The sequence below is a fragment of the Bacillus cereus group sp. Bc031 genome (assembly GCF_027716265.1).
In the GTDB taxonomy this organism is placed as follows: Bacteria; Bacillota; Bacilli; order Bacillales; family Bacillaceae_G; genus Bacillus_A; species Bacillus_A paranthracis.
The window spans coordinates 25,331-50,368 of sequence record NZ_JAQFUL010000035.1 but is presented as its reverse complement, the minus strand read 5'-3'; the positions used below and the strand labels follow the sequence as shown (position 1 = coordinate 50,368).

The following is a 25,038-nucleotide window of genomic DNA, read 5'->3' as shown; positions in this document are numbered from 1 at the left end:
GACCGCGACAACTTCATGACAGCAGAAAAAGCTTTAGAATACGGTTTAATCGATAAGATCTTTACAAATCGTTAATACTTAAAAGCGGAAGCGCCCTATAACAGGGCGCTTTTTTTATATGCTGTTCTCCGCCCGTATACCCCACCTAGTATCAAGCAAAATATATCGGCGATTTTTCAAATATATCGACCTTAACTCCAATTATATCGGCGATTATTTTAATATATCGACGTTTCGACACAACTTATCGACTTACCGACAATTCTCGACAAGAACGCACATCTCACATACCCCCACCAACAAGCCCCAAACAACAAAAAAGCTATCGCACATGCGCGATAGCTTCTTATTGTACATATGCAGCTAGTGCCTCTAAAGCCTCTTCTGCATCTGAACCTTCTGTTGTAATTGTTATCATGCTACCAGTTCCAATTGCTAAGCTCATAATCCCCATTATGCTCTTTGCATTTACTGTCTTCCCATCTTTTTCGATGAAAATATCTGCATGAAAGCGATTGGCCTCTTGTACAAACAACGCAGCCGGACGTGCTTGTAAACCGTTTTTTAATGAAACCTGAACTCTTTTTTGAACCACAGCTCCATTTCCCCTTTAACCTCTTATTTTTTTGCTACCGTTTCCCCCGCGCGTAATTTCTCTGCAATATCATCAATTTTACGCAAACGATGATTAATACCCGATTTACTAATTTTCCCCCCGGATACCATCTCACCTAACTCTTTCAATGTTACATCTTGATAATCTCTTCGTAATTGCGCAATTTCTCGTAATTTATCCGGCAATATATCAAGACCAACTGTCTCATCAATATAACGGATATTTTCAATCTGCCTTAGCGCTGCACCAATTGTTTTATTTAAATTAGCTGTTTCGCAGTTCACTAAGCGATTTACAGAATTACGCATATCACGTACGATTCGAATGTCTTCAAATCTTAAAAGTGCATTATGAGCACCTATAATATTTAAAAACTCTGTAATCTTTTCTGCTTCTTTCAAATACGTAATGTACCCTTTTCTTCTTTCCAACGTCTTACTATTTAAATCAAATCCGTTCATCAGTTCACATATAGCATCATTATGTTCCTTATATAACGAAAAGATCTCTAAATGATAAGATGATGTTTCTGGGTTATTTACTGAACCACCTGCTAAAAATGCACCGCGTAAATACGATCGTTTACAACATTTCTTCTCAATTAATTCTTGTGATATATTTCGAATAAATGAAAAGTCGTCTCGAACGATATGAAGATCAGCTAATATTTCGCGTGACTTCTCAACAAGCCTTACGATATATACATTGTTTTTCTTCAATCGCATTTTTTTACGAACAAGTAATTCTACCGTCACGTCATATCCTTTTTTCAAAAGCGTATAAATCCTTCTTGCAATTGCCGCATTTTCCGTTTGAATATCGATTGATAGACGACGGTTTGAAAAAGAAAGCGATCCGTTCATGCGAAGTAACGCTGATAATTCTGCTTTCTCACAGCATTCCTTCATCTCCAGATTCGTCAACTCTTTCTTTGTTTCTGATGCAAATGACACAGTCAACACCTCCTTATACGATTATTGTGGAACAAAAATCTTGTCCTATATGAAATGAGGAGCGTTACCTCAAACGAGGCAACGCACATCTACAACAGTGAATATAAAATAGAAGCTAGTTTTAATGTATCGTGTCTTACAACACGGTCATCATACTTCGCTAATTGATCTTGAATCACATTAATATTATTTTCAGTAAAACGCTCTTCATCTACTACAACTGGTGCTGACATTTCTTCCTCATATAACTGACGTAATTCACAAGGAATATCACGGTTATTTACAATTGCAGTATCGATAAATGGTTCACCTAAATGATCATGTAACGCCTGCACATGATCAAACGCAGTATATCCCATCGTTTCACCAGCTTGCGTCATAACATTACACACATATACCTTCTTTGCTTTTGCAGCAAGAACAGCGTCCCCAATTTTGTTAACAACTAAATTCGGTAATATACTCGTATACAAACTTCCTGGACCGAAAACAAGTAAATCAGCTCGTTTAATTTCAGTCAACGTTTCATGTAACGGCTCTACATCTTCTGGAGTTAAAAAGACACGGTTAATTTTCTTTCCGAAATAAGGAATCTTTGATTCACCTGTTACAATTTCTCCGTCTTCTAGTTCCGCATGTAGTACTGCACTTTGATTCGCTGCTGGTAATACACGTCCTCTAACATTTAAAACTTTACTCGTTTCTGTAATAGCATGGAAGAAGTCTCCTGTAATCGAGGTCATACCTGCCAATAATAAATTTCCTAACGCATGACCTTTCAGCCCATCTCCCGTTGTGAAACGATGCTGGAATAAAGCTTCCACCAGTGGCTCTACATCTGATAACGCAACAAGTACGTTACGAATGTCACCTGGGGGTGGAATTTCTAGCTCATCACGTAATCTACCTGAACTGCCACCATCATCAGCGATTGTAACAACTGCTGTAATATCAACCGGATATTGTTTTAATCCTCGTAATAAAACAGAAAGTCCAGTTCCGCCTCCCATGATGACAATTTTAGGTTTTCTCTCTTTTTTCATCCCTTAATGGCCCTTTCTCTTCTCCACATCACGATGAGATACATGAACACTATACTCTGGTTTCAAATGTTTCCCAAGGTATTCTGTAAGCGTAACAGAACGATGCTGTCCACCTGTACATCCAATTGCAATTACAAGTTGACTCTTGCCTTCTCTTTTATAATGAGGCAGCATGAAAGTGATAAGATCAGTCAATTTCTCTAATAACTTATGCGTCTCATTAAATTTCAGCACATACGATGAAACTTCCTCATCTAGTCCTGTTAATGGCTTCATATGTGGAATGTAATATGGATTTGGTAAAAAACGAACATCAAATACTAAATCGGCATCAATTGGAATACCGTACTTAAATCCAAATGACATAACATTTACACGAAATGCTTGCTCAGTTTCAGTTGAAAATAGGTGAACAATTTTTTCACGTAATTCTTTCGGTTTTAAATCAGATGTATCAAGCACAATATTCGCGCGTGCCTTCATATCTGTTAATAAATTACGCTCTGCTTCGATTCCCTTTAACGGCAGACCAGTTGGTGCAAGTGGATGCGAGCGTCTCGTTTCTTTATAACGAGTTACAAGTGTGCTATCTTTCGCATCTAAGAATAAAATATGAGGAATAATCCATGTACGTTCTGATAAATCATCAAGCGCTTCCCATAAATGTTCGAAAAACTCTCGGCCACGTAAATCAATACCAAGTGCTACTTTATTCATTTTTCCTTTTGAATCCGCCATAAGCTCAATAAACTTTGGCAATAACATCGGTGGTAAATTATCCACACAGAAATATCCTAAATCTTCAAAACTTTGTAAAGCTACTGTCTTTCCAGCTCCAGACATTCCTGTAATAATTACCATTTTTATATCATTATTCTCTGTCATCGTATCCTCTCCTTGACGGTTTAACTCGGATCTAATCGATATGAAAGCAACTCAAAATCTGGGGTATATACAAATGTACCGTAGATTATGCCATTTCCTTTAATTAAATAATCAATAATGTGATAATCTCCTGGTGCCATTGCTAAATCATCAATTTTATCAAATGTATGCCAACCAATGATGCCTTCTTCGCTCTCTAGTTTGTTTTCTCCTGCAAAATCTGTCGCTAAAAAGGAGAACATCATCCATTCAGAAACAACTTTATCACCTTCTTGGATGACAAAGGTGAAGACCCCCTTTAACGCTGGGTTCTTTAAATAAATACCTGTTTCTTCACGATACTCGCGAACAACGGAATCTCTTACAGTCTCACCACGCTCCATTTTCCCGCCTGGTGCAACCCACCAATTCCGGCGAGGTTTTTGGAGTAAGAGTACTTCATTATCTCTAATTAACACACAGTTTGTCACTCTTTGCATGTTTCTTCACCTCAGCTACTTGCAGCAAATTTCTCACTGCATACTCATTTCATTATACTATCAAAAACAGTTTGCTACAACGAAGGAGCCAGTCCCCCTTTCGCTAAGCACTGCTACTCAACAATTTTAAAAAAGCTTTTTATAACAAGCAATGTAAATGCCTGGACTTTCCGTGAATAGCATGAAAAATCCCCTTAACGACTTTTATCGCCAAGGGGACTCCAGCGCCCTTACTTCTTACCGAAATAAGTAACAATCGCAAATCCTAAAATAAAGGTAAAAATTGAACTTATAATTGAAAATCCTCCAGTTGGAATACCAGGGAACACAATTACAATCGAACCGATAACTAGTCCAATAATTGCCGCAAATGTCATACTTTTATATCGATCTAATAAGAAACTAATTCCTTTACTACTTACAACGAACCCTACCATAACGCCAGCACCAATAACTGCAATTAAAGGTAAGTTGAGTGTAGTTAAAGCATTAATTGCTGTCGGATATACACCAATAATTAATAAAATAAAAGATCCGCTAATTCCAGGAAGTAACATCGCCATACTAGCCATCCATCCTGCGAAAAATAAACCAATTGCATTTAAAATTGTTAACGTCGTAATTGGATCTGCTGTCTTATCTGGTTTAAAGAAAGCTGTGATGGCAACAAGAATTGCTGCAACGATTAATAAAACAATGTGCTTACCTTTAAACGACGACTTTGCATCAGCTTCTCTCATTAACATCGGTAATATACTAATAATTAAACCGAGGAAGAAAAATTGAGTCGGTTCATAATGATTTGCAAGTAAATATTTAATAACGTGACTTAACGTTAAAAACGCTGCTGCCACACCAGCTGCAAGTGGAATTAAAAATCCTAAATGTTTTTTCCATTCACGACTAAAGAATCCACTAATTGCCGCAAGCAATTGTTCATAAATCCCTAACACAACAGCGATTGTACCGCCGCTCACACCAGGAATTAAATCACTAACGCCCATACAAAATCCACGATATATATTACGCCATTCCATACTGAATAAATTCCTCATTTCTTATAGTGATTTTTTCCGTAAAGTCCAGTATATCAATAAGAAAGCTTATAATCCCAATATTTTTTGACAAAACTTTGACATTTTCACACAAAAAAAGAAGAAAGCTCCTATCGGTAGCTTTCTTCTCAAAAGGTATATTATCCCTTATTTTTCTGATACAGTTTTTAGTTCTTCTAATAATTCTTCTACGTAATGTTGTGCACTTTGTGCTGCAATACTACCATCACCTGTTGCAGTTACAATTTGACGTAGCATTTTTTCACGAACATCACCAGCTGCGAAAATACCAGGAACTTTCGTTTCCATACGCTCGTTTGTTTCAAGGTAACCATTTTCATTTGTAATACCTAGTTCAACAAATGGTTTTGATAGTGGTAACATACCGATGTATACGAATACGCCGTCAGTTTTGACTTCTTTCTCTTCTCCACTGTTTACATCTACAAGTGTTACACTTCCTACTTTACCATTTGCTTCGTTAATTTCTTTTATCGTGTGGTTCCAAATAAAGTCTACTTTTTCGTTTTGGAAAGCACGATCTTGTAAAATTTTCTGTGCGCGAAGCGTGTCACGACGGTGAACGATCGTTACTTTTGATGCGAAGCGTGTTAAGAACACACCCTCTTCAACAGCAGAATCTCCGCCGCCAATAACTACAAGTTCTTTCCCTTTAAAGAATGCGCCATCACATACCGCACAATATGATACACCGCGGCCGCCAAGTTCTGTTTCACCTGGTACACCAATTTTTTTATACTCTGCACCACTTGCAACGATAATTGCACGTGCTTTATATTCTTTTTTACCAGCAATAATTGTTTTGTATTCTTTACCATCGATGACTTCTTTCACATCACCGTATGCATATTCAGCACCAAATTTCTTCGCATGCTCGAACATTTTATTTGATAAGTCTGGTCCTAAAATAGACTCATAACCTGGGTAGTTTTCTACATCTTCTGTATTTGCCATTTGCCCGCCTGGAATACCACGCTCAAGCATTAATGTGCTTAAATTCGCACGAGATGTATATACTGCAGCTGTCATACCAGCTGGTCCTGCACCAATAATAATGACATCATAAATTTTTTCTTCTGACACACTATTCACTCCTATCCATTCCTACACAATTAAGTTACCCTCATTATACTGTTCGCATCATTTTTTTCCCAATGATTTGCTTATCTATGTGTGCGTACGCTTAACAGCTTGCACATACTTTCGAACAGTCGCTACAGATACATTATACACATCTCCGAGCTCCGACTGTGTCATCTTATTTCCTTGTTCACTGCGTACGATATATTCAACCGCAGCTGACCAGCCGTATACATTTGTAAAAACTGCCCCAGATGTATATAAACGTATAAACGTACAAAACCAAAATTGTAAACACTCTTCGATTAATTCATCATCTTTTTTCGTATAATTGTATAAAGCATCCGCGATTCGCGCGCACTGTTCAAATTGCTGTAAATCAGCTGGAATACTCTTATGGCTATTCAGTAAAAAGAAATACTTTGCAAGTTGCGATACGATTGGAACACCATTCTTCGCCTGCGTTACATCAAAGAAGAATCCAACCTTCTCCGGCGTTGATAATTCATTCATTAAATATAAAGCTAGCATTTGTTCCTCTAGCGTCGCACTTTGCTGGAATGATTTTCGTAATTCTTCAAATAACACATTTTGTCCTTCATCCGCTAAATTCAATGCATTCCACGGTTCTTTTCCCTTTTTATCAGGGTGCAATTCTACAACATGTTGCCACATTTTTTCAGCTACTTGCTGATCTTTCACCATATACGCAGAATATGCAAACCAATAATAGAAACTAACGTCTCCTTCGTATCCTTGACGCTTTAATAATTTGAACCATTTATATGCAGGCTCGAAATGACCAATTGTTGCAAGTGTCGTCCCAAGTTTCAAACGATGTTCAAACGAAATTGGATATACCGAAACTAACTGAGCAGCTAACACCTCTACTTGTTTATGCTCTCCAATTGAATATAGAAAAATAAGTGTATTACAAAGCGCATGTATATTACCAGGATTTTTCTCTAAAATCATTTCCGTTAATTTCAGCGCCTTATCTACATTACCAGATTGAAAATGCGCAATAGCTAAATTATTATGCCCCGACCAAAATTCCGGATAGTCTTTCGTAACAATTTCTAATGTAGCAATTGCTTCTTCCAATTGTCCGTTACGAATATAACGATTGGCTTCTTCCTGCATAACAATTAAATCATCTTCATCCTCAATCTCTTCCGCACCCATCGCTTCTTCTTCCATAATTTCAAGTAATTCTAATGTATCTTCAACAAATTCCTTCTCTTCTGCAACTTCTAAATAGCGATCCGCATACTTCTTCGCCTGCTGAAATAGACCCATATACGCATAATTATTTGCAATAAAATAATAACACTGTTCAAGTTCTGGATTAGATCTAACAAGCTTAAAGAAGGTTTGATTCGACTCTTGATATTCACCAGCCTCAGATAATACTGTTGCTAATTGACATAAAATAAACGGCTCCTTCTCGCTTTGTGCCGCTCTTCGAAAATATTTAATTGCATCTTGCAATTTTTGTCCTTTGTAAGCCCTCATCCCTTTTTTATAAAAGAAGTCCGCTAATTGATTAAAAGAGATAACTTGTCCGTTCTCCTTATATATTCTTTGATTTTTCCCCATATATCCTCCAGTTTTTTGTTTTCTTCGTTCACACATTCTTCTATCTATAAGTATAAACGATTCCGTAAAAAACAAAACAGTATATTATACTCAATTATTTCCTTTTTATTCATTAAAAAAGAAGAGAAATGTTACATTTCTAGTATGAACCTTCTCTAGCCTCCATTTGCTCTTTCGTATAAATAACACGCATTGGATTCCCACCCACGAAAGCACCGCCTGGCACATCTTTATGAACAAGTGTGCCAGCTGAAACAATCGCGCCATCCCCAATTTTCACACCTGGTAATATAGTCGTATTTGCCCCGATCATCACTTCGTTTCCAATAACGATCTCTCCAAGTCGATATTCACGAATTAAATATTCGTGCGCTAAAAGCGTCGTGTTATAGCCAATAATCGAATTATCTCCCACAGTTATCTTTTCCGGGAACATAATATCCGGCATTACCATGAGCGCAAACGATGTTTTCTTTCCTACTTTCATCCGCAAAAATGTGCGGTACAACCAATTTTTTATAGATAAAAATGGCGTGTAACGTGCAATTTGGATAATAATAAAATTCTTCATTACCTTCCAAAAAGACACTGTCTTATACACATTCCATAATGAATTTTCTCCTGAAACAGGATAGCGCGTTGTCCGTCGCACTTCACTCGCTCCTCTACTTATCTTTACGAACGATTCATGTCGGACAAAATCGGCAATAAATCACTCATTTTATCTAGCATAAAGTCTGGCTTGTAAGCCTCTAAATACGCTCTACCTTTCAATGTCCATGAAACCGCAGCTGTTTTCGTACCCGCATTTTGTCCGCCAACAATATCATGATGATTATCCTCAACCATCAATGCTTCTTCCGGTTTCGCATCTAATAACTGAAGCGCTTTTTGAAGTGGCTCTGGATGTGGTTTCACATGCTCGACATCATCAATTGTCACAACAACATCAAAAAACTCATCAAACTTCGATAACTTTAATCCCATCTCAACAGTTTGTCGTGCTTTCGTTGTAACAATACCAACCTTATAGCCTTGTTTCTTCAACTCTTGAACTGTTTCATATACAGTTTCATATTCTTCTACTAATTCATCATGATGATCATGATTAAATTGACGATAACTCGTAATTAACTCTTCAACCTTGCTTTCATCAATCTTACTGAACGTATCATGCAAAGACGGACCGATAAATGGTAATACATCTTCACGCTTATATTGATTTGGATAATATGTATGTAAAGTATGTAAAAAAGAAGAAATAATAAGTTCGTTTGTATTAATTAATGTTCCATCTAAATCAAATAACACTGTATTTATTCTCATTGTCTTAGTCCTTTCTCTTTCCTGAATATGAAAGAAGCAGCATCTTATAATAAGATGCTACTTTTCTCTAATTTTCTAAATATCTTTTATCAGCTTGCCCCATTTTTCGTCTCACAATAATGAAAATAATAGAAATAACAACAAGTCCAATTGACATTACTTGTGCAATACGAAGTGGCCCTAGCATTAAACTGTCTGTACGTAACCCTTCTACGAAGAAGCGTCCTACTGAATACCAAATTAAATATGTGAAGAATAATTCCCCGCGGCGTAAATTCACTTTTCTTAATGCAAGTAATAAAATGACACCTGCAAAATTCCATAATGATTCATATAAAAACGTCGGGTGGTAGTACACACCATCAATGTACATTTGATTAATAATGAAATCTGGTAAATGAAGACCTTCTAAAAACTGTCTCGTTACTTCATCACCATGCGCCTCTTGGTTCATAAAGTTTCCCCATCGGCCAATTGCTTGTCCTAGTAAAATACTTGGCGCAGCAATATCTGCCAACTTCCAGAATGAAACCCCGCGGTGTTTCGCAAAAAGAATCCCTGTAATAACAGCCCCGATTAAGCCACCATGAATCGCCAAGCCACCTTGACGAATATTAATAATTTGACTCGGGTTTTGCGCGTAATATTCCCATTCAAAAATAACATAGTACATTCTCGCAAATAGAATAGCGATCGGTACTGCAATTAATACAAGGTCAACAAATGTATCTTTGGGAATACCTAGCCTTTCTCCTTCGCGAGTTGCTAGCCAAAGACCTAATAGCACACCTGTACCGATAATAATCCCGTACCAATAAACAGGAAACGGTCCAAGTTGGATAGCTACGCGGTCAAGCTGTGGTACAGAACCTAACAGCATATGTATGACCTCCCTCTCCAATGTTTACTCCTGATTTCCTAACTCAATCGCACTCATTAATCGTTCTGAGAACTGCTGTGCTGCATTGACTCCCATACGTTTTAAACGGAAGTTCATCGCTGCCACTTCAATAATAACAGCTAAGTTTCGACCAGGACGAACTGGAAGTGTAATCTTCGTAAGTTCTGTATCAATAATCTTCATCTTCTCTTCATCAAGACCTAAGCGATCATAATTTTTCTTTTGATCCCAAATTTCAAGATTAATAACAAGTGTAATACGCTTATAATTTCGCACTGCTCCTGCACCGAATAACGTCATAACGTTAATAATGCCTAGGCCACGAATTTCTAATAAATGCTCAATTAAATCTGGTGAGCTTCCGACTAACATGTCTTCATCTTCTTGACGAATTTCTACACTATCATCCGCAACAAGGCGATGACCACGTTTTACAAGCTCAAGAGCTGTCTCACTTTTACCGACACCACTTTGTCCTGTAATTAAAACACCAACGCCGTAAATATCTACTAACACACCATGAACAGCTGTTGTTGGTGCTAACTTACCTTCTAAATAATTTGTTAAACGACTTGATAATCTCGTTGTCGTTTGAGAAGAGCGTAATAAAGGCATGCCCGATTCACGCGATGCTTGCAGCAACTCATCTGGTACATCTTGATTACGAGTTACAATAATACATGGCGTCTCCTCAGTACAAAGCGCTTTCATTCTCTCTTGTTTTTGCTCTGACGTTAATGTGTCAAAGAACGTCAGCTCCGTCTTCCCAAGAAGCTGCACGCGATCAGCTGGATAATATGTAAAAAATCCTGCCATTTCAATTCCAGGTCGTGATAAATCACTTGTATCAATCGGACGATGAATTCCTTCTTCACCACTTATTAACTCCAATTGAAATTGTTCAATTAAATCTTTTGTCCTTACTTTTGGCATATGTATAAACCTCCACTCCGCTGCGGGTTCAGTCTCATTTGATGTAAAATTCCATTCTATCGGATATTGTACCATTTTTTTCTGGAAACAAGAAATACGGTTTCTAATAAATAGAAAAAAACATTTCATACATATCATGAAATGTTTTTCTTTTTGTCATTTTCTCTTTTTTTCATATAAAGGTTCCACAATTGCCTTTTCAATAATCATATTAAAAATTGAAATACAAATTGCCGCAACGATCGCTACACCGAAACCTGATATATTAAATGCGTCTCCTAATAATGAATCTGCTATTTTTAACGTAATCGCATTAATAACAATTAAGAAGAAACCGAAAGTTACAACAGTAATTGGTAGCGTAATTAAAATTAAAAACGGTTTTACGAACACATTTAAAACAGCCAAAATAATACTCGCAATAATTGCAGTTTGTATATTTGCTACGTAAAACGCGTCTGGTGCAATCCCTTTTAAAAGTCCCGATACAGCGATTAACACAACGCTATTTACAAGAAGTGATACAATCCATCTCATTTTCTTACACATCCTTTTAAACATATATCTTTCATCATACGCTAATAGATAATAAACGCAAGTATGATACGAACACTTATATCAACTTATTCTACTCTTCATACTTGTATACCTACTAACACTTCTTTGCGAAATAAGGCCCACACCATCTATGCTCATGCGTTTTCACAAAAGTCCAAGTGAAATCTTTATCTACAATATAGATATCCCTTTTATACATATTATCCGTCTCACACAATATATCATCCATATGTAATAAACTCGCGTCTTTTATTAGCAGTACATCATCACAGTGTTGATAGAATATATAGCACTGCTTGTTCACTTCATTATGAAACGCACTCTCTGCTTCCATCTCTACTAAACACTTCTTTTTCTCATAACTAAATATGTGCCATAGATACCCACATGCATACTTATCTCCATAAAAGAAAATGTCTTCCTTTTCCTTATCACTTAAATGGTTTGCAAAATGGTCCTCCCAGCGCTTACGGAAATAAACACCCCAATTTTGAAACTCTCTTACCTTCATATTTTTTTCTTAAAACATCTATAAACTCCATTTTCTCCCCCTATGAACGAAAAACCGAGTGTCATTTCCACTCGGTTTTTCATAATACCTTATTGAGATAGTTCTACTTCTTTTATCTTCTCTTTCATTCTTGCTTTATCACGATTTAAAATCTCTTTTAAATACTTACCCGTATACGAGCGCTCTTCTTTCACTACTTGCTCTGGCGTTCCGGAAGCAACGATTTGTCCACCTTTGTCTCCGCCCTCCGGTCCAAGGTCAACGATATAATCCGCTGTTTTTATCACATCTAAATTATGTTCAATTACAAGAACCGTCTCACCACTCTCAACAAGACGTTGCAACACTTCTAGAAGACGTGCAATATCATGCGCATGTAAACCAGTCGTTGGCTCGTCTAAAATGTATAGTGTACGTCCTGTAGAACGACGATGCAATTCAGAAGCTAATTTCACACGCTGTGCTTCACCACCAGATAACGTCGTAGCTGGTTGCCCTAATTTCATATAACCAAGTCCAACATCTACAAGCGTTTGAAGTTTACGCTTAATTTTTGGGATATTAGCGAAGAACTCTACTCCGTCTTCAATCGTCATCCCCAACACTTCAGAAACATTTTTATCTTTATATTTCACTTCTAACGTTTCACGGTTGTAACGTTTACCATGACAAACTTCACACGGCACGTATACATCTGGTAAGAAGTGCATTTCGATTTTTATAATTCCATCACCACGGCACGCTTCACAACGTCCACCTTTTACATTAAAGCTGAAACGTCCTTTTTGATATCCGCGTACTTTCGCTTCATTCGTTTGGGCAAACACATCACGAATATCATCAAACACACCTGTATAAGTCGCTGGGTTAGAACGTGGTGTACGTCCAATTGGCGATTGATCAATATCGATTACTTTATCTAAATGCTCAAGACCTTTAATCTCTTTATGAGTACCTGGCTTCGCTTTCGCTTTATATAACTTTTGCGCTAACGATTTATATAATACTTCATTAATCATCGTACTTTTACCAGAACCAGATACACCCGTTACCGCTACAAACGTACCAAGCGGGAATGACATTTTCGCGTTCTTTAAATTATTCTCTTTTGCACCGACGATTTCCACTTTTCGTCCGTCACCTTTACGTCTTTCAAGTGGAACTGGAATAAACTCTTTACCGCTTAAATACTTACCGGTTAGCGAATTCTCGTCTTGCATCACTTCAGCTGGTGTACCTGCTGATACGACTTGTCCACCGTGAATACCTGCGCCAGGCCCGATATCAAGTAAATAATCAGCTGCCATCATCGTATCTTCATCATGCTCAACAACAATTAACGTATTACCTAAATCACGCATTTCTTGCAATGTACGAATAAGACGATCGTTATCGCGCTGATGCAAACCGATAGAAGGCTCATCAAGAATGTAAAGTACGCCAGTAAGACGAGAACCAATTTGCGTTGCTAAACGAATACGTTGCGCCTCACCACCTGATAAAGTTCCTGCGGCACGACTTAACGTTAAATAATCTAAACCGACGTTCACTAAGAACCCAACGCGCTCCTGAATTTCTCTTAAAATTAAATGAGCAATTTTTTGTTGTTTCTCTGTTAGCTCCACACTTGAGAAGAATTCCTGTACTTCTTGAACAGAATATTTCGTTACATCAGCAATCGTTTTTCCGCCAACGAAAACAGCTAAACTCTCAGGCTTTAAACGTCCACCTTTACACTTCGGACAAGCTTGCTCTGCCATATACTTTTCCATTTGCTCACGAACGTAATCCGAACTCGTTTCACGATAACGACGTTCAATATTTGGAATAACACCTTCAAATAAAATCTCATTTTCCTTTACTTGACCAAATTCATTCACATAACGGAAATAAACTTTCTCTTCTCCGCTTCCGTACAACACTTTATCAAACAAATCTTTCGGTATATCTTTCACAGGCACATCCATATCAACGCCGTAATGATTACATACAGATTGTAAAAGTTGTGGGTAATATTGTGAACTTGTCGGCTCCCAAGGCGCAATCGCATGTTCATTTAATGATAAATCCCAGTTCGGAATAACAAGTTCTAAATCTACCTCTAACTTTGAACCAAGCCCATCACAAGAAGGACATGCCCCGAAAGGACTATTGAATGAGAACATACGCGGTTCTAATTCTCCAATTGAAAAACCACAATGCGGACAAGCATGATGTTCACTAAATAGAAGTTCCTCTTCTCCCATAACATCGATTAGCACTCGTCCCCCGCCAAGCTTTAATGCACTTTCGAGAGAATCTGCAAGACGGCTTGCGATCCCTTCTTTTACAACAATACGGTCTATTACAACTTCAATGGAATGCTTCTTATTTTTATCTAACGCAATATCTTCAGACACATCAAGCATTTCACCATCAACACGTACACGAACATATCCTTGCTTCTTAATATCTTCAAGCACTTTCACATGTGCACCTTTACGACCAGAAACGATAGGAGCTAGCACTTGTAATTTCGTACGTTCAGGATATTCAAGTACACGGTCTACCATCTGCTCTACTGTTTGTGACGTAATTTCAATGCCATGATTCGGACAAATCGGTGTACCAATTCGCGCAAATAATAAACGTAAATAATCATAAATCTCCGTTACCGTTCCAACAGTTGAACGCGGATTACGACTCGTCGTTTTTTGATCAATTGAAATTGCTGGTGACAATCCTTCAATCGTATCTACATCCGGTTTATCCATTTGCCCTAAAAATTGGCGTGCATACGCAGATAACGATTCTACGTATCTGCGCTGCCCTTCTGCATAAATCGTATCAAATGCTAATGATGATTTCCCCGAACCAGACAATCCCGTTACAACGACAAGCTGATTTCTCGGAATGGTTACATCAATATTTTTTAAGTTATGTGCTCTAGCACCTTTTACAACAATAAAATCCTTGCTCTTACTCACTCTTTTCACCCTTCCGCTTTTAATTCTAATAGTAAATCTCTTAATTCAGCTGCACGCTCGAAGTCTAACGCTTTTGCTGCTTCTTTCATTTCTGCTTCCATCTTCGCAATTGTCTTTTCACGCTCTTTTTTCGTCATCTTCTTAGCTGGCGTTGCTTCATATGTTTCCGGCTCTTCAGCAGCTGTCGTTGCACGGATTACATCACGCACACCTTTTTGAATCGTTTTCGGCGTAATACCATGCTCTTCATTGTAAGCTTCTTGTATACTACGACGACGCTTCGTTTCTTCAATCGCAATTCCCATCGATCTCGTTATACGATCTGCGTACATAATAACGCGGCCGTTTTCATTACGTGCTGCACGGCCAATTGTTTGAATTAATGAACGTTCTGAACGCAAGAATCCTTCCTTATCAGCATCTAAAATCGCTACAAGGGATACTTCTGGAATATCTAATCCTTCTCGCAATAAGTTAATACCAACGAGAACATCAAACTTACCAAGGCGAAGATCTCGTATAATTTCAATACGTTCTAACGTTTTCACTTCAGAATGCAGGTAATTCACCTTAATTCCTACATCTTTTAAGTAGTCTGTTAAATCCTCTGACATCTTCTTCGTTAAAGTCGTAATTAATACACGTTCATTTTTTGCAATGCGATCTTGAATTTCTCCTAATAAATCGTCAATTTGCCCTTCAATTGGTCGTATATCAATTGGCGGATCTAAAAGCCCTGTTGGACGAATAATTTGTTCTATTACTTCTGGCGACTGCTCTAATTCATACGGTCCTGGCGTTGCTGAAACGTAAATAACTTGATTCGTTTTCTCTTCAAACTCATCAAAAGTGAGCGGTCTATTATCTAAAGCTGATGGCAGACGGAATCCATGATCCACAAGTACTTGCTTACGCGCTTGGTCCCCGTTATACATCGCTCTTACTTGCGGCACTGATACGTGCGACTCATCCATAACAATTAAGAAATCTTCCGGGAAATAGTCTAATAACGTATACGGCGTTGCCCCCGCTGGACGAAGTGTTAAATGACGGGAATAGTTTTCAATACCTGAACAAAAGCCCATCTCACGCATCATTTCTAAATCATAACGTGTACGCTGCTCTATACGCTGCGCTTCTAACAACTTGCCGTTATCATTTAATTCCTTTAAACGCTCTTCTAATTCTTTTTCGATATTTTCAATAGCGATCTTCATCTTTTCTTCACGTGTAACGAAGTGAGATGCTGGGAAGATTGCTACATGATCACGTTCTGCTAATACTTCCCCCGTTAAAGCATTTACTTCGCGAATACGATCAATTTCATCGCCAAAAAACTCAATTCGAATACAATGCTCGTCAAGTGATGCCGGGAAGATTTCAACTACATCTCCGCGCACACGGAATGTACCACGCTTGAAATCAATATCATTACGTCCATACTGCACATCAACAAGTTCACGAAGCAATTGATTGCGGTCCTTTTCCATACCAACTCGAAGTGAAACAACTAACTCGCGGTATTCTTCTGGAGAACCTAAACCATATATACACGAAACACTCGCAACAATAATTACATCATCCCGTTCAAATAATGCAGACGTTGCTGAGTGACGTAATTTATCAATTTCATCATTAATCTGTGCGTCTTTTTCAATAAACGTATCTGTTTGTGGCACATACGCTTCTGGTTGATAATAATCGTAATAACTAACAAAATATTCAACTGCATTATTTGGGAAAAAGTCTTTCAACTCACTATATAACTGTCCTGCTAACGTTTTATTATGAGCCATGACAAGCGTTGGCTTTTGCACTTCTTTAATGACATTTGAAATCGTAAATGTCTTACCCGTTCCTGTCGCTCCAAGTAACACTTGCTTTTTCTTTCCGCTATTAATTCCCTCTACAAGCTTCTCTATAGCTACCGGCTGATCACCTTGTGGGGAATACGCTGAGACAATTTCAAATTGACGTTCCAAGAAAATCCGACCTCCTCATAAAAATCTGTATTATTATTTTACCACGAATGCCCATAAAAAACCTAAAAAAACGAACAGATATTCGGTAAAGTTTTCGACAATATATATAGAAAAAGGAAGGAGAGTACACTTCCTTCCTTATCAAATCTTCTTCCGCATGAACAAACAGTAAGCACCACACTGATTAAGATTCCACTTCATTTAAAATCAGCTCTTTTTCCTACTGTCATCCTCTCCTATACAAACTATCGGTATACTAAAAAAGCTACTTTCCTCTAAGAAAGTAGCTTCTCTTTCCCCTTCTCCTTCTTCGGAAAAAGAACATATGAAAATGAAATAACTGTATCCACTAAAAGTATAATCGCCCAAACTTGGCTAACCCGACTCGCTGCTTTATTTAAAACAATTCCCGTTTCTAACCAATTACGCCATTGTTCAACCGGGGCAAGACCGTACAGAAAGAAAAAGAAAATATGCACAACAACAAACAAACTAAGGTGCAATACCCAATTTTTTATTTCCTGCTTCGCATAAGCCATACCTGTTAATTCTACCTGTTCTTCTATAATAGGCGCCGGCTCATTCCGCCATTTCGCAACTAATTTTTGCGCAAATATATCAAGCTTCTTCAAATCCTTTTTCCCGTAAAAGACTGCATACAATAAAATGATTACAGTAATGATTTGAAAGTTAGAAAACTTTCCTGTTTGATAATAGTCCACTACCCCTAAAGTTAAAATAAACACTTCATTTACGAGTAGCACAATTCCCATAATAAAACTCGCCTTTTTCAAACGAAATCCGTAACGGAGTAAAAAGAAACCGATAGCCGCTAACCAAAATACAATTTCTGCCCCAATTAAAAAATACCAACGATATTCTGCGATCATACTCATTTAGCCCTCTCCTTTTCATCATAGATACGAAAAGCTTCATCCATATATAGTAAAAGTTCTTCTTCAATCGGATACAGACTCATTTTCTGTGAATCTTCCTTCGATTTTCTAACTTCCCATAACTTATCTAAAAACGCTTCATCACCATTAGCCATTTCTAAACATTTCTGCATTAATCTCTTCGTTGCCCCTTGTACCTCATCACTAGCTACTTCTTTACCGTCTTTCATAAAAGTACGGAATTGCTTTAATAAATCTACCCATTCTAAAACATTCGGATCTTCCTTACTCATGTTTGGTAAATTATGAAGCAATTTTTGTTCTTCCTTTGAAAATACTTCATTTTGAAATATTTCACGTATACGAGAAGACTGCTTCGAAAGCTGAATCAGTTCAAACATAACTTTCCAATCGAGTTCTCCTTCCACATCTACCGAATAAACAACTGCTTGTAAAACACTCTCCATTCGATTAAATTTCTTTTGTTCTTCTTGTACAAACCGAAGTTGTTTTTCAAGAGAATTCTTTAAATCCAACTCACCTTTTACTAACATATTCGCAGTTTCTTTTAACGAAAATCCCATTTCCTTTAAAAACAAAATTTGTTGCAAACGAATAACGTCCGCTTCACTATATAACCGATGTCCACCCTCTGTTTTACCACTCGGCTTTAATAAATCTATTTGATCATAATAACGTAATGTACGTACCGTAACCCCTGTTTCTCTCGTCAATTGTTGAATTGAAATCACTACCATCACCTCTTCTCCTTCATTATAAAAGATGACGTTACGTAACTTTCAAGTGTTTTGTAAAAAAAATACAAAAGGCTGTTTATACGCTTCGTATAAACAGCCTTTACGGAAATAACCCCTTTTGCACAGCACGACCACAAAATAAAATAAGTGCCCCAACAACAACACTCGTTGCTGTTTTATGATAATGAGCTGAAACTAATAAATAATACGATAAACCTACAGTACCAAGCATAATACAAATACTCGGCACTGGATTATGAGAGAAGTTCTGCATTCCCCAAAACAAAGCAAAAATAGCCGTAGCGACACATAATACCGGTAATCCCATCCCAGTTCCCCTTTTTCTATCTATTCCTTGTTGCTAACACGCTCGTCGATGCCATACTTATTAATAGACCAAAAATAGCAATATATAATAACTCATTTACATGTACTACTGGCCTGTCTAAATACTTATTTACACAAAGATACATAATGAACAAGAAAACGAAGCTTGTCATACTAATCGTAAAATATGACTTCATCTTATTCACAACTCGCTCATCAATCGACGGTATTCCCTCTTCTTTCAAACGCTTCTGTTCTCTATATTCCGCAATGCCATATAAAATGACTAGTGCTACATTCGATATGAAAATAGTTCTCCATGAAATACTTAACATTATTAAACTCGCATTTAAAATAAGCTCCGCTAAAAATAAACTTCCTATAAACCTTATAACATCTTGCTTACTCATACATGATCCGCCTCTTTTTGATTTCTATACTTCCACTTCGGCCAATAGTTCACAAGAAAATACACCCACTGTCCTAGTACAAATAAAACAAACGGCATACCAGCACTTCCGTAAACAATTAAATTGTACAAACTCCATATGGCTAAACTAATCGCTAAAAACAACCCTAAATATTTAAACGCTTTATCCGACTGAAATCTCTCAAACTCATCCTGCATTTTTCTCTCCCCTTACTCTAGCGTAAATATTTCTTCCACCTTCACTCCAAAATATTTGGCAATTTTTAAGGATAACTCTAGACTCGGGTTGTAATGATGGTTTTCAATCGCCACGATTGTCTGCCGCGTCACCTGCATCGCCTTTGCCATTTCAACTTGTGTTATATGATGTTGCTTTCTTAATTCTTTAATTTTATTTTTTACACCCATAGGCTCCACCTTCAAAAGTAAAGATATCTTTACTTAAATTATAAATATTTTCCAGTTGTAAGTAAAGGTATCTTTACAAATTTTAGAAAAACATTTCACTGAACATCTTTTCTAACAAAGTACAGAGGGAATTAAATTTATATCAGCGATTTCCTAAATATATCAGCGCAACTGAAATTATATCGGCGATTCCCCAAATATATCAGCGCAACTCCATTTATATCGGCGATTTTTTCAATATATCGACTTACCGACAAATACCGACATCTGTAGCACTATAAACATAAGAAAGAAGCTGTCCCAAAATATCTTTTGGAACAGCTTCTTCCTACTACATAAATCCTAACGCATATACAAGAACATATCCAAGCACCGATAAGCAAACCGAGCCAATTAGCCCTGCCACAAATGCTTTGCTTCCTAACTTCCGGAACGTTTTAAACTCTACATTTAAGCCAAGCCCCGCCATCGCCATTGCGATAAGCATATAAGCGATGACTACAATATATCCCGCAACAACTTCTGGAATCACGCCAAGAGAATGCACCGCACTCATCGCTAAAAATCCGAAAATGAACCACGGAATTGGAAGGTCGCGCCATGATCTTTTTTCCTTGCTTCCCTCACTCTTACCAAACCATAATCCAATTAAAATCGCTACTGGTACAAGCATTGCAACGCGCGTTAACTTCACGATAACTGCGATGTCTACAGCCGTACTTCCTCCTGGCGCCGCAGCTGCTATGACATGAGCGATTTCATGCAGCGTCGCACCCGAGAATACACCGTAGCCGTACGGAGAAAAGCCAATCACTGGATATAATAACGTATAAATAAGCGTAAATATCGTACCTAAAATAGCAATGATTGCAGCCCCAACTGCCGTTTCATCATCTTTTGCTTTCACTTGCGGCGCAATTGCCACGACCGCTGCCGCGCCACAAATCGCTGTTCCGCATGCTGTTAAAATTCCAAGCTTCTTCTCTACTTTAAATACTTTCGTTAGTCCGTATACAACGAAAATCGTAAATGTAATAACAACCGCTGCGATGACCAATACTTTCGGTCCCGCCTTCGCAATATCAACAAGATTTAATCGCATTCCCAGTAAGATGATCCCAAAGCGCAGCAACTTCTTACTCGCAAAGTTCGTCCCCGCAATTGCTTCATGAGGGACTCCAATTGTCGCACGCCAAACCATCCCAATTAGAATAGCAATTACTAATTGTCCCATAATATTTAAAAATGGAATCTCCGCTAAATATTTCGCCACAATTGCGATTAATAGTGTAATCCCAATCCCTTGCGAAAATCCAAAACGCTTCTTCTTTTGTATAACAAGTGTCTGTTCCACTTTGAACCACTCCAATAATCATATTGGAACATGCATGTTCTTTCTACTTACATTATAAGAGAGTTTCTATAATAAGTTTAATACCAATACCAAATCTCTATCATCAGAAATACTTATGATAAGATGATAGAAAAAGAAAGGAGCCGATTATATGAACGTAGATATTTTAAAAATTTTTGTTACTGTCGTTGAGCAGAAACATTTCTCCCGTGCAGCAGAATTATTAAACCTTTCACAGCCTGGCGTAAGTATGCACATTCGCAACTTAGAAAACGAATTTGGAACTACACTCATTCAGCGATCCCCGAAGCACGTTCAAGTGACCGAGGCCGGAAACATATTATATATACACGCAAAGCAAATGCTCTCTCTTTATGAAGATGCCAAACAAGAAATTAATGAACTACATAACGTTGTAACAGGAACGCTTCGCATCGGTGCTAGTTTTACAATTGGCGAATACTTACTTCCAAAAATACTCGCTAATTATACCAATGAAAATCCACGCGTCGAAGTTCATACCCTTATTTCAAATACAGAAGACGTTTTGCAAAGCCTTCGCTCTAATCAAATTGATATCGGCTTAGTAGAAGGTCAAGTTGTATACGCCGACGTTGACGTTGAAACGTTTATGCAAGATGAAATGAAACTCGTCGTCCCGCCAAACCATCCACTACTCCGCACAAATGAAATAAATGAAAGGACACTCCAAGATCAAGTATGGGTATTAAGAGAAAGTGGTTCTGGTACACGTGCCTATAGTGACCGTTTTATTCATCAACACCATTTAAAACTAAAGCGTTCCTTTACATTCAGTAGTATTCAAAGCGTGAAGGAAGCGGTGAGTGCTGGGCTTGGCATCGCTATCCTTTCTGATTGGACTGTACGGAAAGAGCTACTGGCAAAAGAACTATTCCACGTCGAAGTTCCAGATGAACAACTCATCCGTCCATTCTCCATCGTGCGCGGCAAATATTTTATTCCGTCTAAAGCTATTCAAGTGTTTCTAAATCATGTAAATTCTTTTGCGAAAAAACAGCATTGACCTTCACATTAGTGTGAAGGTTTACAATACATGTAGAAGGAGTGAAACGTATTGCGAATCGGGGAGTTATCAAAAGAAACTGGCGTTAGCGAAAGATCACTAAGACATTACGAAGAAAAGGGATTACTTCCTTCGAAGCGCCTCGCAAATGGCTATCGTGATTTTGACGAAAGTGCCATCGAAAAAGTGGAGCTTATTCAAATGTACTTACAAATTGGCTTGAATTTAGAAGAGACGGCAAGGATGCTGCGCTGCCTTGAAATTGAACCGCACTTATACGACAATCCGTGCAGCAGCATCCTTACGCTTTATGAAGATAAACTTAATGAAGTAACAAAGCAAATCTCATTGCTTTCCAATATTCAAACGAATTTGCAAAAACACGTTTCACTCCTAAAACAAGCAAAAGAAAAGGAATGATTACATGTTTGTTATACACGGCAGTTCAAGACAAAATGGAAATACGGAAGCTTTAACACATATGATGGTTGATGGAATTGAAACAGAACAAATTTATTTACGTGATCACACAGTCTATCCTATTACAGACCAGCGTCATGATGCTGAAGGATTCCAACCTGTAGATGATGACTACGAGCAGTTAACGAAACGCATGTTAGAGCACGACACAATTATCTTTGCTACACCATTATATTGGTACGGGATGAGCGGTCATATGAAAAACTTTGTCGATCGCTGGTCACAAAGCTTGCGCGATACATCTCTTCATTTCAAAGAAAAAATGAAAGGTAAAAAAATGTATGTTGTCATCGTTGGCGGCGATAATCCAAAACTAAAAGCATTACCGCTTATCTCCCAGTTCCAATACATCTTTGATTTTGTTGGTTCATCATTTGAAGGTTATATTATTGGGGATGCGAATGGATTAGATGAAATCCAAAATGATGCTGAGGCGCTGGCAAAAGCACAAATTTATAATAACGAATTCAAAAATTACAAGCTGAAATAAGTTTGACAAACTTATTTGTATGCGCATACAATAAAAGTAATATTATGAAAGGAAGGTACTTTGACCAATGAAGTTCTAATTCTCTTATTTATTTCATCCATCACAAATAGTGAACAAAAATGATGAAAACTAGCAGAGGATTAGTCTGTCCATTTGTCGATACTTTCTTTCGAAACGATCATGTGAAAAATCGTTTATTTATGTACGATTTTTACATGCAAGGGCGACGTTTATCCTCTCTAGTGAAACTAGGGAGGGTTTTTTATGACTATTTTATTCGCACGTAATATTGAAAAGGGCTTTGGTGATCGTACACTATTTACGTTACCATCACTGGAAATTCAATCACAGGATCGCATAGGAATTGTCGGAGTCAACGGTGCTGGTAAATCTACGTTATTACAAATATTAAGTAAAGAAATAGAAGCTGACAAAGGCATAGTAACTCATCATAGTTCTATCAGCATCATTCCTCAGCTTAGCGAGGAAGTACCGGAAACCACTTCTTCTCTCGCAAAAGGAAAATGGAGCATTTCAAACGTTTCAAATTCAATGAGCGGCGGTGAACGAATGCGTCTAAAGATTGCCCACGCTCTTGAACAGAATGCAGGCATTTTATTCGCTGATGAACCAACAAGCCACTTAGATATGGCCGGTACAGAACAATTAGAAAAGGCACTTTTATCTTATAAAGGGGCACTTGTTTTAATATCACATGATCGTGACTTTTTAGATGCGATATGTACAAAAATCATTGAAATCGAAGATGGTACGATTCAAGAGTATAAAGGTAATTATTCAAACTATCGCAAGCAAAAAGAACGTGAGCGAATACAAAAACAAGCAGAATATGAGCAATATGTACAAGAAAAAAATCGTTTAGAGCAGTCCATTTTACAAAAAAAGCAACGTGCTTCTAGCATGACAAAAATCCCAACACGGTTCAGTTCATCTGAATCTAAACTTTATAAATTAAGTGGGGCTCATGGCCAAGAACAGGTTAGTAAAGCAGCGAAAGCATTAGAAACACGTCTCGAAAAACTAGAAAAGAAGGAAAAGCCAAAGGATCTTTCTCAAGCTCAGTTTGACGTGCAATACCATACACCTATTCATAGTAAAGTGGCAGTACAGTTCAATAAAGCGACAAAGAAAATAGGTAATCGTACACTATTTAAAAATCTGAATGGAACTATTGCTCCAGGTGCAAAGCTTGCTATTTTAGGCGCAAACGGAAGTGGAAAAACGACTTTGTTCAACATGCTTCTCGCAAACGAGCGTGGCATTCAGCTCTCAAAGAGTTGTAAAATTGGATACTTCGAACAAACACTATCCATTTTAAAAACAGATAAAACCATTTTAGAAAATGTTCTAGAAGAAACAAATTATACAGAATCGTTCGTTCGCACAATACTTGCAAGGCTTCTATTCCGCCGTGAAGATGTTCATAAGCCTGTGCACGTTCTAAGCGGGGGTGAGCGAATGAAGGTTGCACTCGCAAAAGTATTTTTAGGAAACTATAATATGCTTCTGCTCGATGAACCGACAAACCATTTAGACTTAGCGACGCAAGAAGAATTAGAAAGCATGTTACAAGAATATCCTGGCACTATACTTTTCATTAGCCATGACCGTGCCTTTATTCGCTCTGTGGCAGACCATATTCTACAAGTAGATGAGAGTGAACCTAGAGTATTCCACGGCAATTACGAGCAATACACAAACAGAACAGCCGATGCTTCTGTAAACGTTACTGCACAAGAATTATTACGATTACAAACAAAATTAACAGAAATCATCGGCCGAATTTCCATACCAAATCATCACGATGACATCACATCTCTCGAACAAGAATACGAAACATTATTAGTTAAAATCCGGAAATGTAAAGAAGCACTCTAATGTCTTCCCTATATATCGACGGGACCTTCCGCATTTCCCAAGA

Annotated in this window: 27 protein-coding genes and 1 pseudogene; 5 read left to right on the top strand and 23 right to left on the bottom strand. The window is 37.7% G+C overall.

All coding sequences use genetic code 11. The annotated features are described in order from the left end of the window. On the top strand, nucleotides 1–75 hold a 75-nt coding region (locus PDQ33_RS15225; RefSeq protein WP_170933200.1), incomplete at its 5' end, for an ATP-dependent Clp protease proteolytic subunit. A 271-nt stretch (nucleotides 76–346) separates the two neighbouring features. Here PDQ33_RS15225 and PDQ33_RS15220 read toward each other — a convergent pair. From PDQ33_RS15220 to PDQ33_RS15110, 23 genes and pseudogenes are all read right to left on the bottom strand, one after another. Beyond that, on the bottom strand, nucleotides 347–595 hold the full coding sequence (locus tag PDQ33_RS15220) for an HPr family phosphocarrier protein (RefSeq protein ID WP_000250307.1): 249 nt from the start codon (nucleotides 593–595) through the stop codon (nucleotides 347–349). Nucleotides 596–618: 23 nt separating this feature from the next. Continuing rightward, nucleotides 619–1,569, bottom strand: coding sequence for a DNA-binding protein WhiA (gene whiA, locus PDQ33_RS15215; RefSeq protein WP_000006561.1), 951 nt, complete (start codon nucleotides 1,567–1,569; stop codon nucleotides 619–621). A gap of 89 nt (nucleotides 1,570–1,658) precedes the next feature. Further along, a complete protein-coding gene (locus tag PDQ33_RS15210; RefSeq protein WP_000712175.1) occupies nucleotides 1,659–2,612 on the bottom strand; it encodes a gluconeogenesis factor YvcK family protein in 954 nt (317 codons plus the stop codon). Nucleotides 2,613–2,615: 3 nt separating this feature from the next. Beyond that, nucleotides 2,616–3,497, bottom strand: coding sequence for an RNase adapter RapZ (gene rapZ, locus PDQ33_RS15205; RefSeq protein ID WP_270756062.1), 882 nt, complete (start codon nucleotides 3,495–3,497; stop codon nucleotides 2,616–2,618). Nucleotides 3,498–3,517: 20 nt separating this feature from the next. Beyond that, on the bottom strand, nucleotides 3,518–3,976 hold the full coding sequence (locus PDQ33_RS15200; RefSeq protein ID WP_001190080.1) for an NUDIX hydrolase: 459 nt from the start codon (nucleotides 3,974–3,976) through the stop codon (nucleotides 3,518–3,520). A 230-nt stretch (nucleotides 3,977–4,206) separates the two neighbouring features. Next, entirely contained in the window at nucleotides 4,207–5,013 is an 807-nt protein-coding gene (locus tag PDQ33_RS15195; RefSeq protein WP_270756061.1) for a DUF368 domain-containing protein, read from the bottom strand. Between the two features lie 165 nt (nucleotides 5,014–5,178). Beyond that, on the bottom strand, nucleotides 5,179–6,135 hold the full coding sequence (gene trxB, locus PDQ33_RS15190; protein WP_001288072.1) for a thioredoxin-disulfide reductase: 957 nt from the start codon (nucleotides 6,133–6,135) through the stop codon (nucleotides 5,179–5,181). Nucleotides 6,136–6,219: 84 nt separating this feature from the next. Continuing rightward, complete coding sequence (locus PDQ33_RS15185) at nucleotides 6,220–7,731, bottom strand: tetratricopeptide repeat protein (RefSeq protein ID WP_000517738.1); 1,512 nt, start codon at nucleotides 7,729–7,731, stop codon at nucleotides 6,220–6,222. Nucleotides 7,732–7,870: 139 nt separating this feature from the next. After that, on the bottom strand, nucleotides 7,871–8,383 hold the full coding sequence (locus PDQ33_RS15180; protein ID WP_061131800.1) for an acyltransferase: 513 nt from the start codon (nucleotides 8,381–8,383) through the stop codon (nucleotides 7,871–7,873). A gap of 23 nt (nucleotides 8,384–8,406) precedes the next feature. Continuing rightward, complete coding sequence (gene ppaX, locus PDQ33_RS15175) at nucleotides 8,407–9,057, bottom strand: pyrophosphatase PpaX (protein WP_270756058.1); 651 nt, start codon at nucleotides 9,055–9,057, stop codon at nucleotides 8,407–8,409. 67 nt (nucleotides 9,058–9,124) lie between these two features. Then, complete coding sequence (gene lgt, locus PDQ33_RS15170; RefSeq protein ID WP_000924229.1) at nucleotides 9,125–9,937, bottom strand: prolipoprotein diacylglyceryl transferase; 813 nt, start codon at nucleotides 9,935–9,937, stop codon at nucleotides 9,125–9,127. Between the two features lie 24 nt (nucleotides 9,938–9,961). Then, nucleotides 9,962–10,891, bottom strand: coding sequence for an HPr(Ser) kinase/phosphatase (gene hprK / locus PDQ33_RS15165; protein WP_001127250.1), 930 nt, complete (start codon nucleotides 10,889–10,891; stop codon nucleotides 9,962–9,964). Between the two features lie 156 nt (nucleotides 10,892–11,047). Then, entirely contained in the window at nucleotides 11,048–11,428 is a 381-nt protein-coding gene (locus PDQ33_RS15160) for a phage holin family protein (RefSeq protein WP_001267308.1), read from the bottom strand. Between the two features lie 115 nt (nucleotides 11,429–11,543). Further along, nucleotides 11,544–11,991, bottom strand: a pseudogene (locus PDQ33_RS15155) (DUF4275 family protein). A gap of 58 nt (nucleotides 11,992–12,049) precedes the next feature. Further along, the gene (uvrA, locus tag PDQ33_RS15150; RefSeq protein WP_270756054.1) at nucleotides 12,050–14,926 is read right to left on the bottom strand and encodes an excinuclease ABC subunit UvrA; all 2,877 of its coding nucleotides are present in this window, start codon (nucleotides 14,924–14,926) and stop codon (nucleotides 12,050–12,052) included. Between the two features lie 5 nt (nucleotides 14,927–14,931). Then, nucleotides 14,932–16,908 carry an excinuclease ABC subunit B gene (gene uvrB / locus PDQ33_RS15145; protein WP_076872356.1) on the bottom strand — a complete coding sequence of 659 codons (1,977 nt, stop codon included), beginning with the start codon at nucleotides 16,906–16,908 and terminating at the stop codon, nucleotides 14,932–14,934. A 275-nt stretch (nucleotides 16,909–17,183) separates the two neighbouring features. After that, nucleotides 17,184–17,804, bottom strand: a complete 621-nt coding sequence (locus tag PDQ33_RS15140) for a hypothetical protein (RefSeq protein WP_270756051.1) — start codon at nucleotides 17,802–17,804, stop codon at nucleotides 17,184–17,186. Continuing rightward, nucleotides 17,801–18,562, bottom strand: a complete 762-nt coding sequence (locus PDQ33_RS15135) for a MerR family transcriptional regulator (RefSeq protein WP_000260367.1) — start codon at nucleotides 18,560–18,562, stop codon at nucleotides 17,801–17,803. Before PDQ33_RS15135 ends, PDQ33_RS15140 begins: the two co-directional genes overlap by 4 nt. A gap of 100 nt (nucleotides 18,563–18,662) precedes the next feature. After that, complete coding sequence (locus PDQ33_RS15130) at nucleotides 18,663–18,890, bottom strand: hypothetical protein (RefSeq protein WP_000524119.1); 228 nt, start codon at nucleotides 18,888–18,890, stop codon at nucleotides 18,663–18,665. Nucleotides 18,891–18,906: 16 nt separating this feature from the next. Further along, complete coding sequence (locus tag PDQ33_RS15125) at nucleotides 18,907–19,299, bottom strand: hypothetical protein (RefSeq protein WP_000043107.1); 393 nt, start codon at nucleotides 19,297–19,299, stop codon at nucleotides 18,907–18,909. Continuing rightward, nucleotides 19,296–19,517, bottom strand: coding sequence for a hypothetical protein (locus PDQ33_RS15120; RefSeq protein WP_001150194.1), 222 nt, complete (start codon nucleotides 19,515–19,517; stop codon nucleotides 19,296–19,298). The genes PDQ33_RS15125 and PDQ33_RS15120 overlap by 4 nt, the downstream gene beginning before the upstream one ends. A gap of 12 nt (nucleotides 19,518–19,529) precedes the next feature. Then, entirely contained in the window at nucleotides 19,530–19,727 is a 198-nt protein-coding gene (locus PDQ33_RS15115; RefSeq protein ID WP_000538359.1) for a helix-turn-helix transcriptional regulator, read from the bottom strand. A 331-nt stretch (nucleotides 19,728–20,058) separates the two neighbouring features. Continuing rightward, the gene (locus PDQ33_RS15110; RefSeq protein ID WP_270756046.1) at nucleotides 20,059–21,081 is read right to left on the bottom strand and encodes a YeiH family protein; all 1,023 of its coding nucleotides are present in this window, start codon (nucleotides 21,079–21,081) and stop codon (nucleotides 20,059–20,061) included. A gap of 151 nt (nucleotides 21,082–21,232) precedes the next feature. Between PDQ33_RS15110 and PDQ33_RS15105 the strand changes: the two genes are divergently transcribed. The 4 genes from PDQ33_RS15105 (at nucleotide 21,233) to abc-f (ending at nucleotide 24,995) form a co-directional block, all read left to right on the top strand. Next, the gene (locus tag PDQ33_RS15105; RefSeq protein WP_270756044.1) at nucleotides 21,233–22,126 is read left to right on the top strand and encodes a LysR family transcriptional regulator; all 894 of its coding nucleotides are present in this window, start codon (nucleotides 21,233–21,235) and stop codon (nucleotides 22,124–22,126) included. A 51-nt stretch (nucleotides 22,127–22,177) separates the two neighbouring features. Further along, nucleotides 22,178–22,546: a MerR family transcriptional regulator gene (locus PDQ33_RS15100; protein WP_001219201.1), complete on the top strand. Its 369-nt coding sequence runs from the start codon at nucleotides 22,178–22,180 to the stop codon at nucleotides 22,544–22,546. Nucleotides 22,547–22,550: 4 nt separating this feature from the next. Beyond that, the gene (locus tag PDQ33_RS15095) at nucleotides 22,551–23,096 is read left to right on the top strand and encodes a flavodoxin family protein (RefSeq protein WP_061131807.1); all 546 of its coding nucleotides are present in this window, start codon (nucleotides 22,551–22,553) and stop codon (nucleotides 23,094–23,096) included. A 264-nt stretch (nucleotides 23,097–23,360) separates the two neighbouring features. Next, the gene (abc-f, locus tag PDQ33_RS15090; RefSeq protein ID WP_061131808.1) at nucleotides 23,361–24,995 is read left to right on the top strand and encodes a ribosomal protection-like ABC-F family protein; all 1,635 of its coding nucleotides are present in this window, start codon (nucleotides 23,361–23,363) and stop codon (nucleotides 24,993–24,995) included. Nucleotides 24,996–25,038: the final 43 nt, after the last annotated feature.

Bases quoted from the DNA above. Each gene is read 5' to 3' on its own strand.
- ppaX (WP_270756058.1), bottom strand. From the start codon at position 9,057: ATGAGAATAAATACAGTGTTATTTGATTTAGATGGAACATTAATTAAT.
- PDQ33_RS15135 (WP_000260367.1), bottom strand. From the start codon at position 18,562: ATGGTAGTGATTTCAATTCAACAATTGACGAGAGAAACAGGGGTTACG.
- PDQ33_RS15210 (WP_000712175.1), bottom strand. From the start codon at position 2,612: ATGAAAAAAGAGAGAAAACCTAAAATTGTCATCATGGGAGGCGGAACT.
- PDQ33_RS15105 (WP_270756044.1), top strand. From the start codon at position 21,233: ATGAACGTAGATATTTTAAAAATTTTTGTTACTGTCGTTGAGCAGAAA.
- PDQ33_RS15140 (WP_270756051.1), bottom strand. From the start codon at position 17,804: ATGAGTATGATCGCAGAATATCGTTGGTATTTTTTAATTGGGGCAGAA.
- PDQ33_RS15115 (WP_000538359.1), bottom strand. From the start codon at position 19,727: ATGGGTGTAAAAAATAAAATTAAAGAATTAAGAAAGCAACATCATATA.
- rapZ (WP_270756062.1), bottom strand. From the start codon at position 3,497: ATGACAGAGAATAATGATATAAAAATGGTAATTATTACAGGAATGTCT.
- lgt (WP_000924229.1), bottom strand. From the start codon at position 9,937: ATGCTGTTAGGTTCTGTACCACAGCTTGACCGCGTAGCTATCCAACTT.
- PDQ33_RS15120 (WP_001150194.1), bottom strand. From the start codon at position 19,517: ATGCAGGATGAGTTTGAGAGATTTCAGTCGGATAAAGCGTTTAAATAT.
- PDQ33_RS15130 (WP_000524119.1), bottom strand. From the start codon at position 18,890: ATGGGATTACCGGTATTATGTGTCGCTACGGCTATTTTTGCTTTGTTT.
- PDQ33_RS15195 (WP_270756061.1), bottom strand. From the start codon at position 5,013: ATGGAATGGCGTAATATATATCGTGGATTTTGTATGGGCGTTAGTGAT.
- PDQ33_RS15160 (WP_001267308.1), bottom strand. From the start codon at position 11,428: ATGAGATGGATTGTATCACTTCTTGTAAATAGCGTTGTGTTAATCGCT.
- abc-f (WP_061131808.1), top strand. From the start codon at position 23,361: ATGACTATTTTATTCGCACGTAATATTGAAAAGGGCTTTGGTGATCGT.
- PDQ33_RS15095 (WP_061131807.1), top strand. From the start codon at position 22,551: ATGTTTGTTATACACGGCAGTTCAAGACAAAATGGAAATACGGAAGCT.
- PDQ33_RS15125 (WP_000043107.1), bottom strand. From the start codon at position 19,299: ATGAGTAAGCAAGATGTTATAAGGTTTATAGGAAGTTTATTTTTAGCG.
- PDQ33_RS15200 (WP_001190080.1), bottom strand. From the start codon at position 3,976: ATGCAAAGAGTGACAAACTGTGTGTTAATTAGAGATAATGAAGTACTC.
- PDQ33_RS15185 (WP_000517738.1), bottom strand. From the start codon at position 7,731: ATGGGGAAAAATCAAAGAATATATAAGGAGAACGGACAAGTTATCTCT.
- hprK (WP_001127250.1), bottom strand. From the start codon at position 10,891: ATGCCAAAAGTAAGGACAAAAGATTTAATTGAACAATTTCAATTGGAG.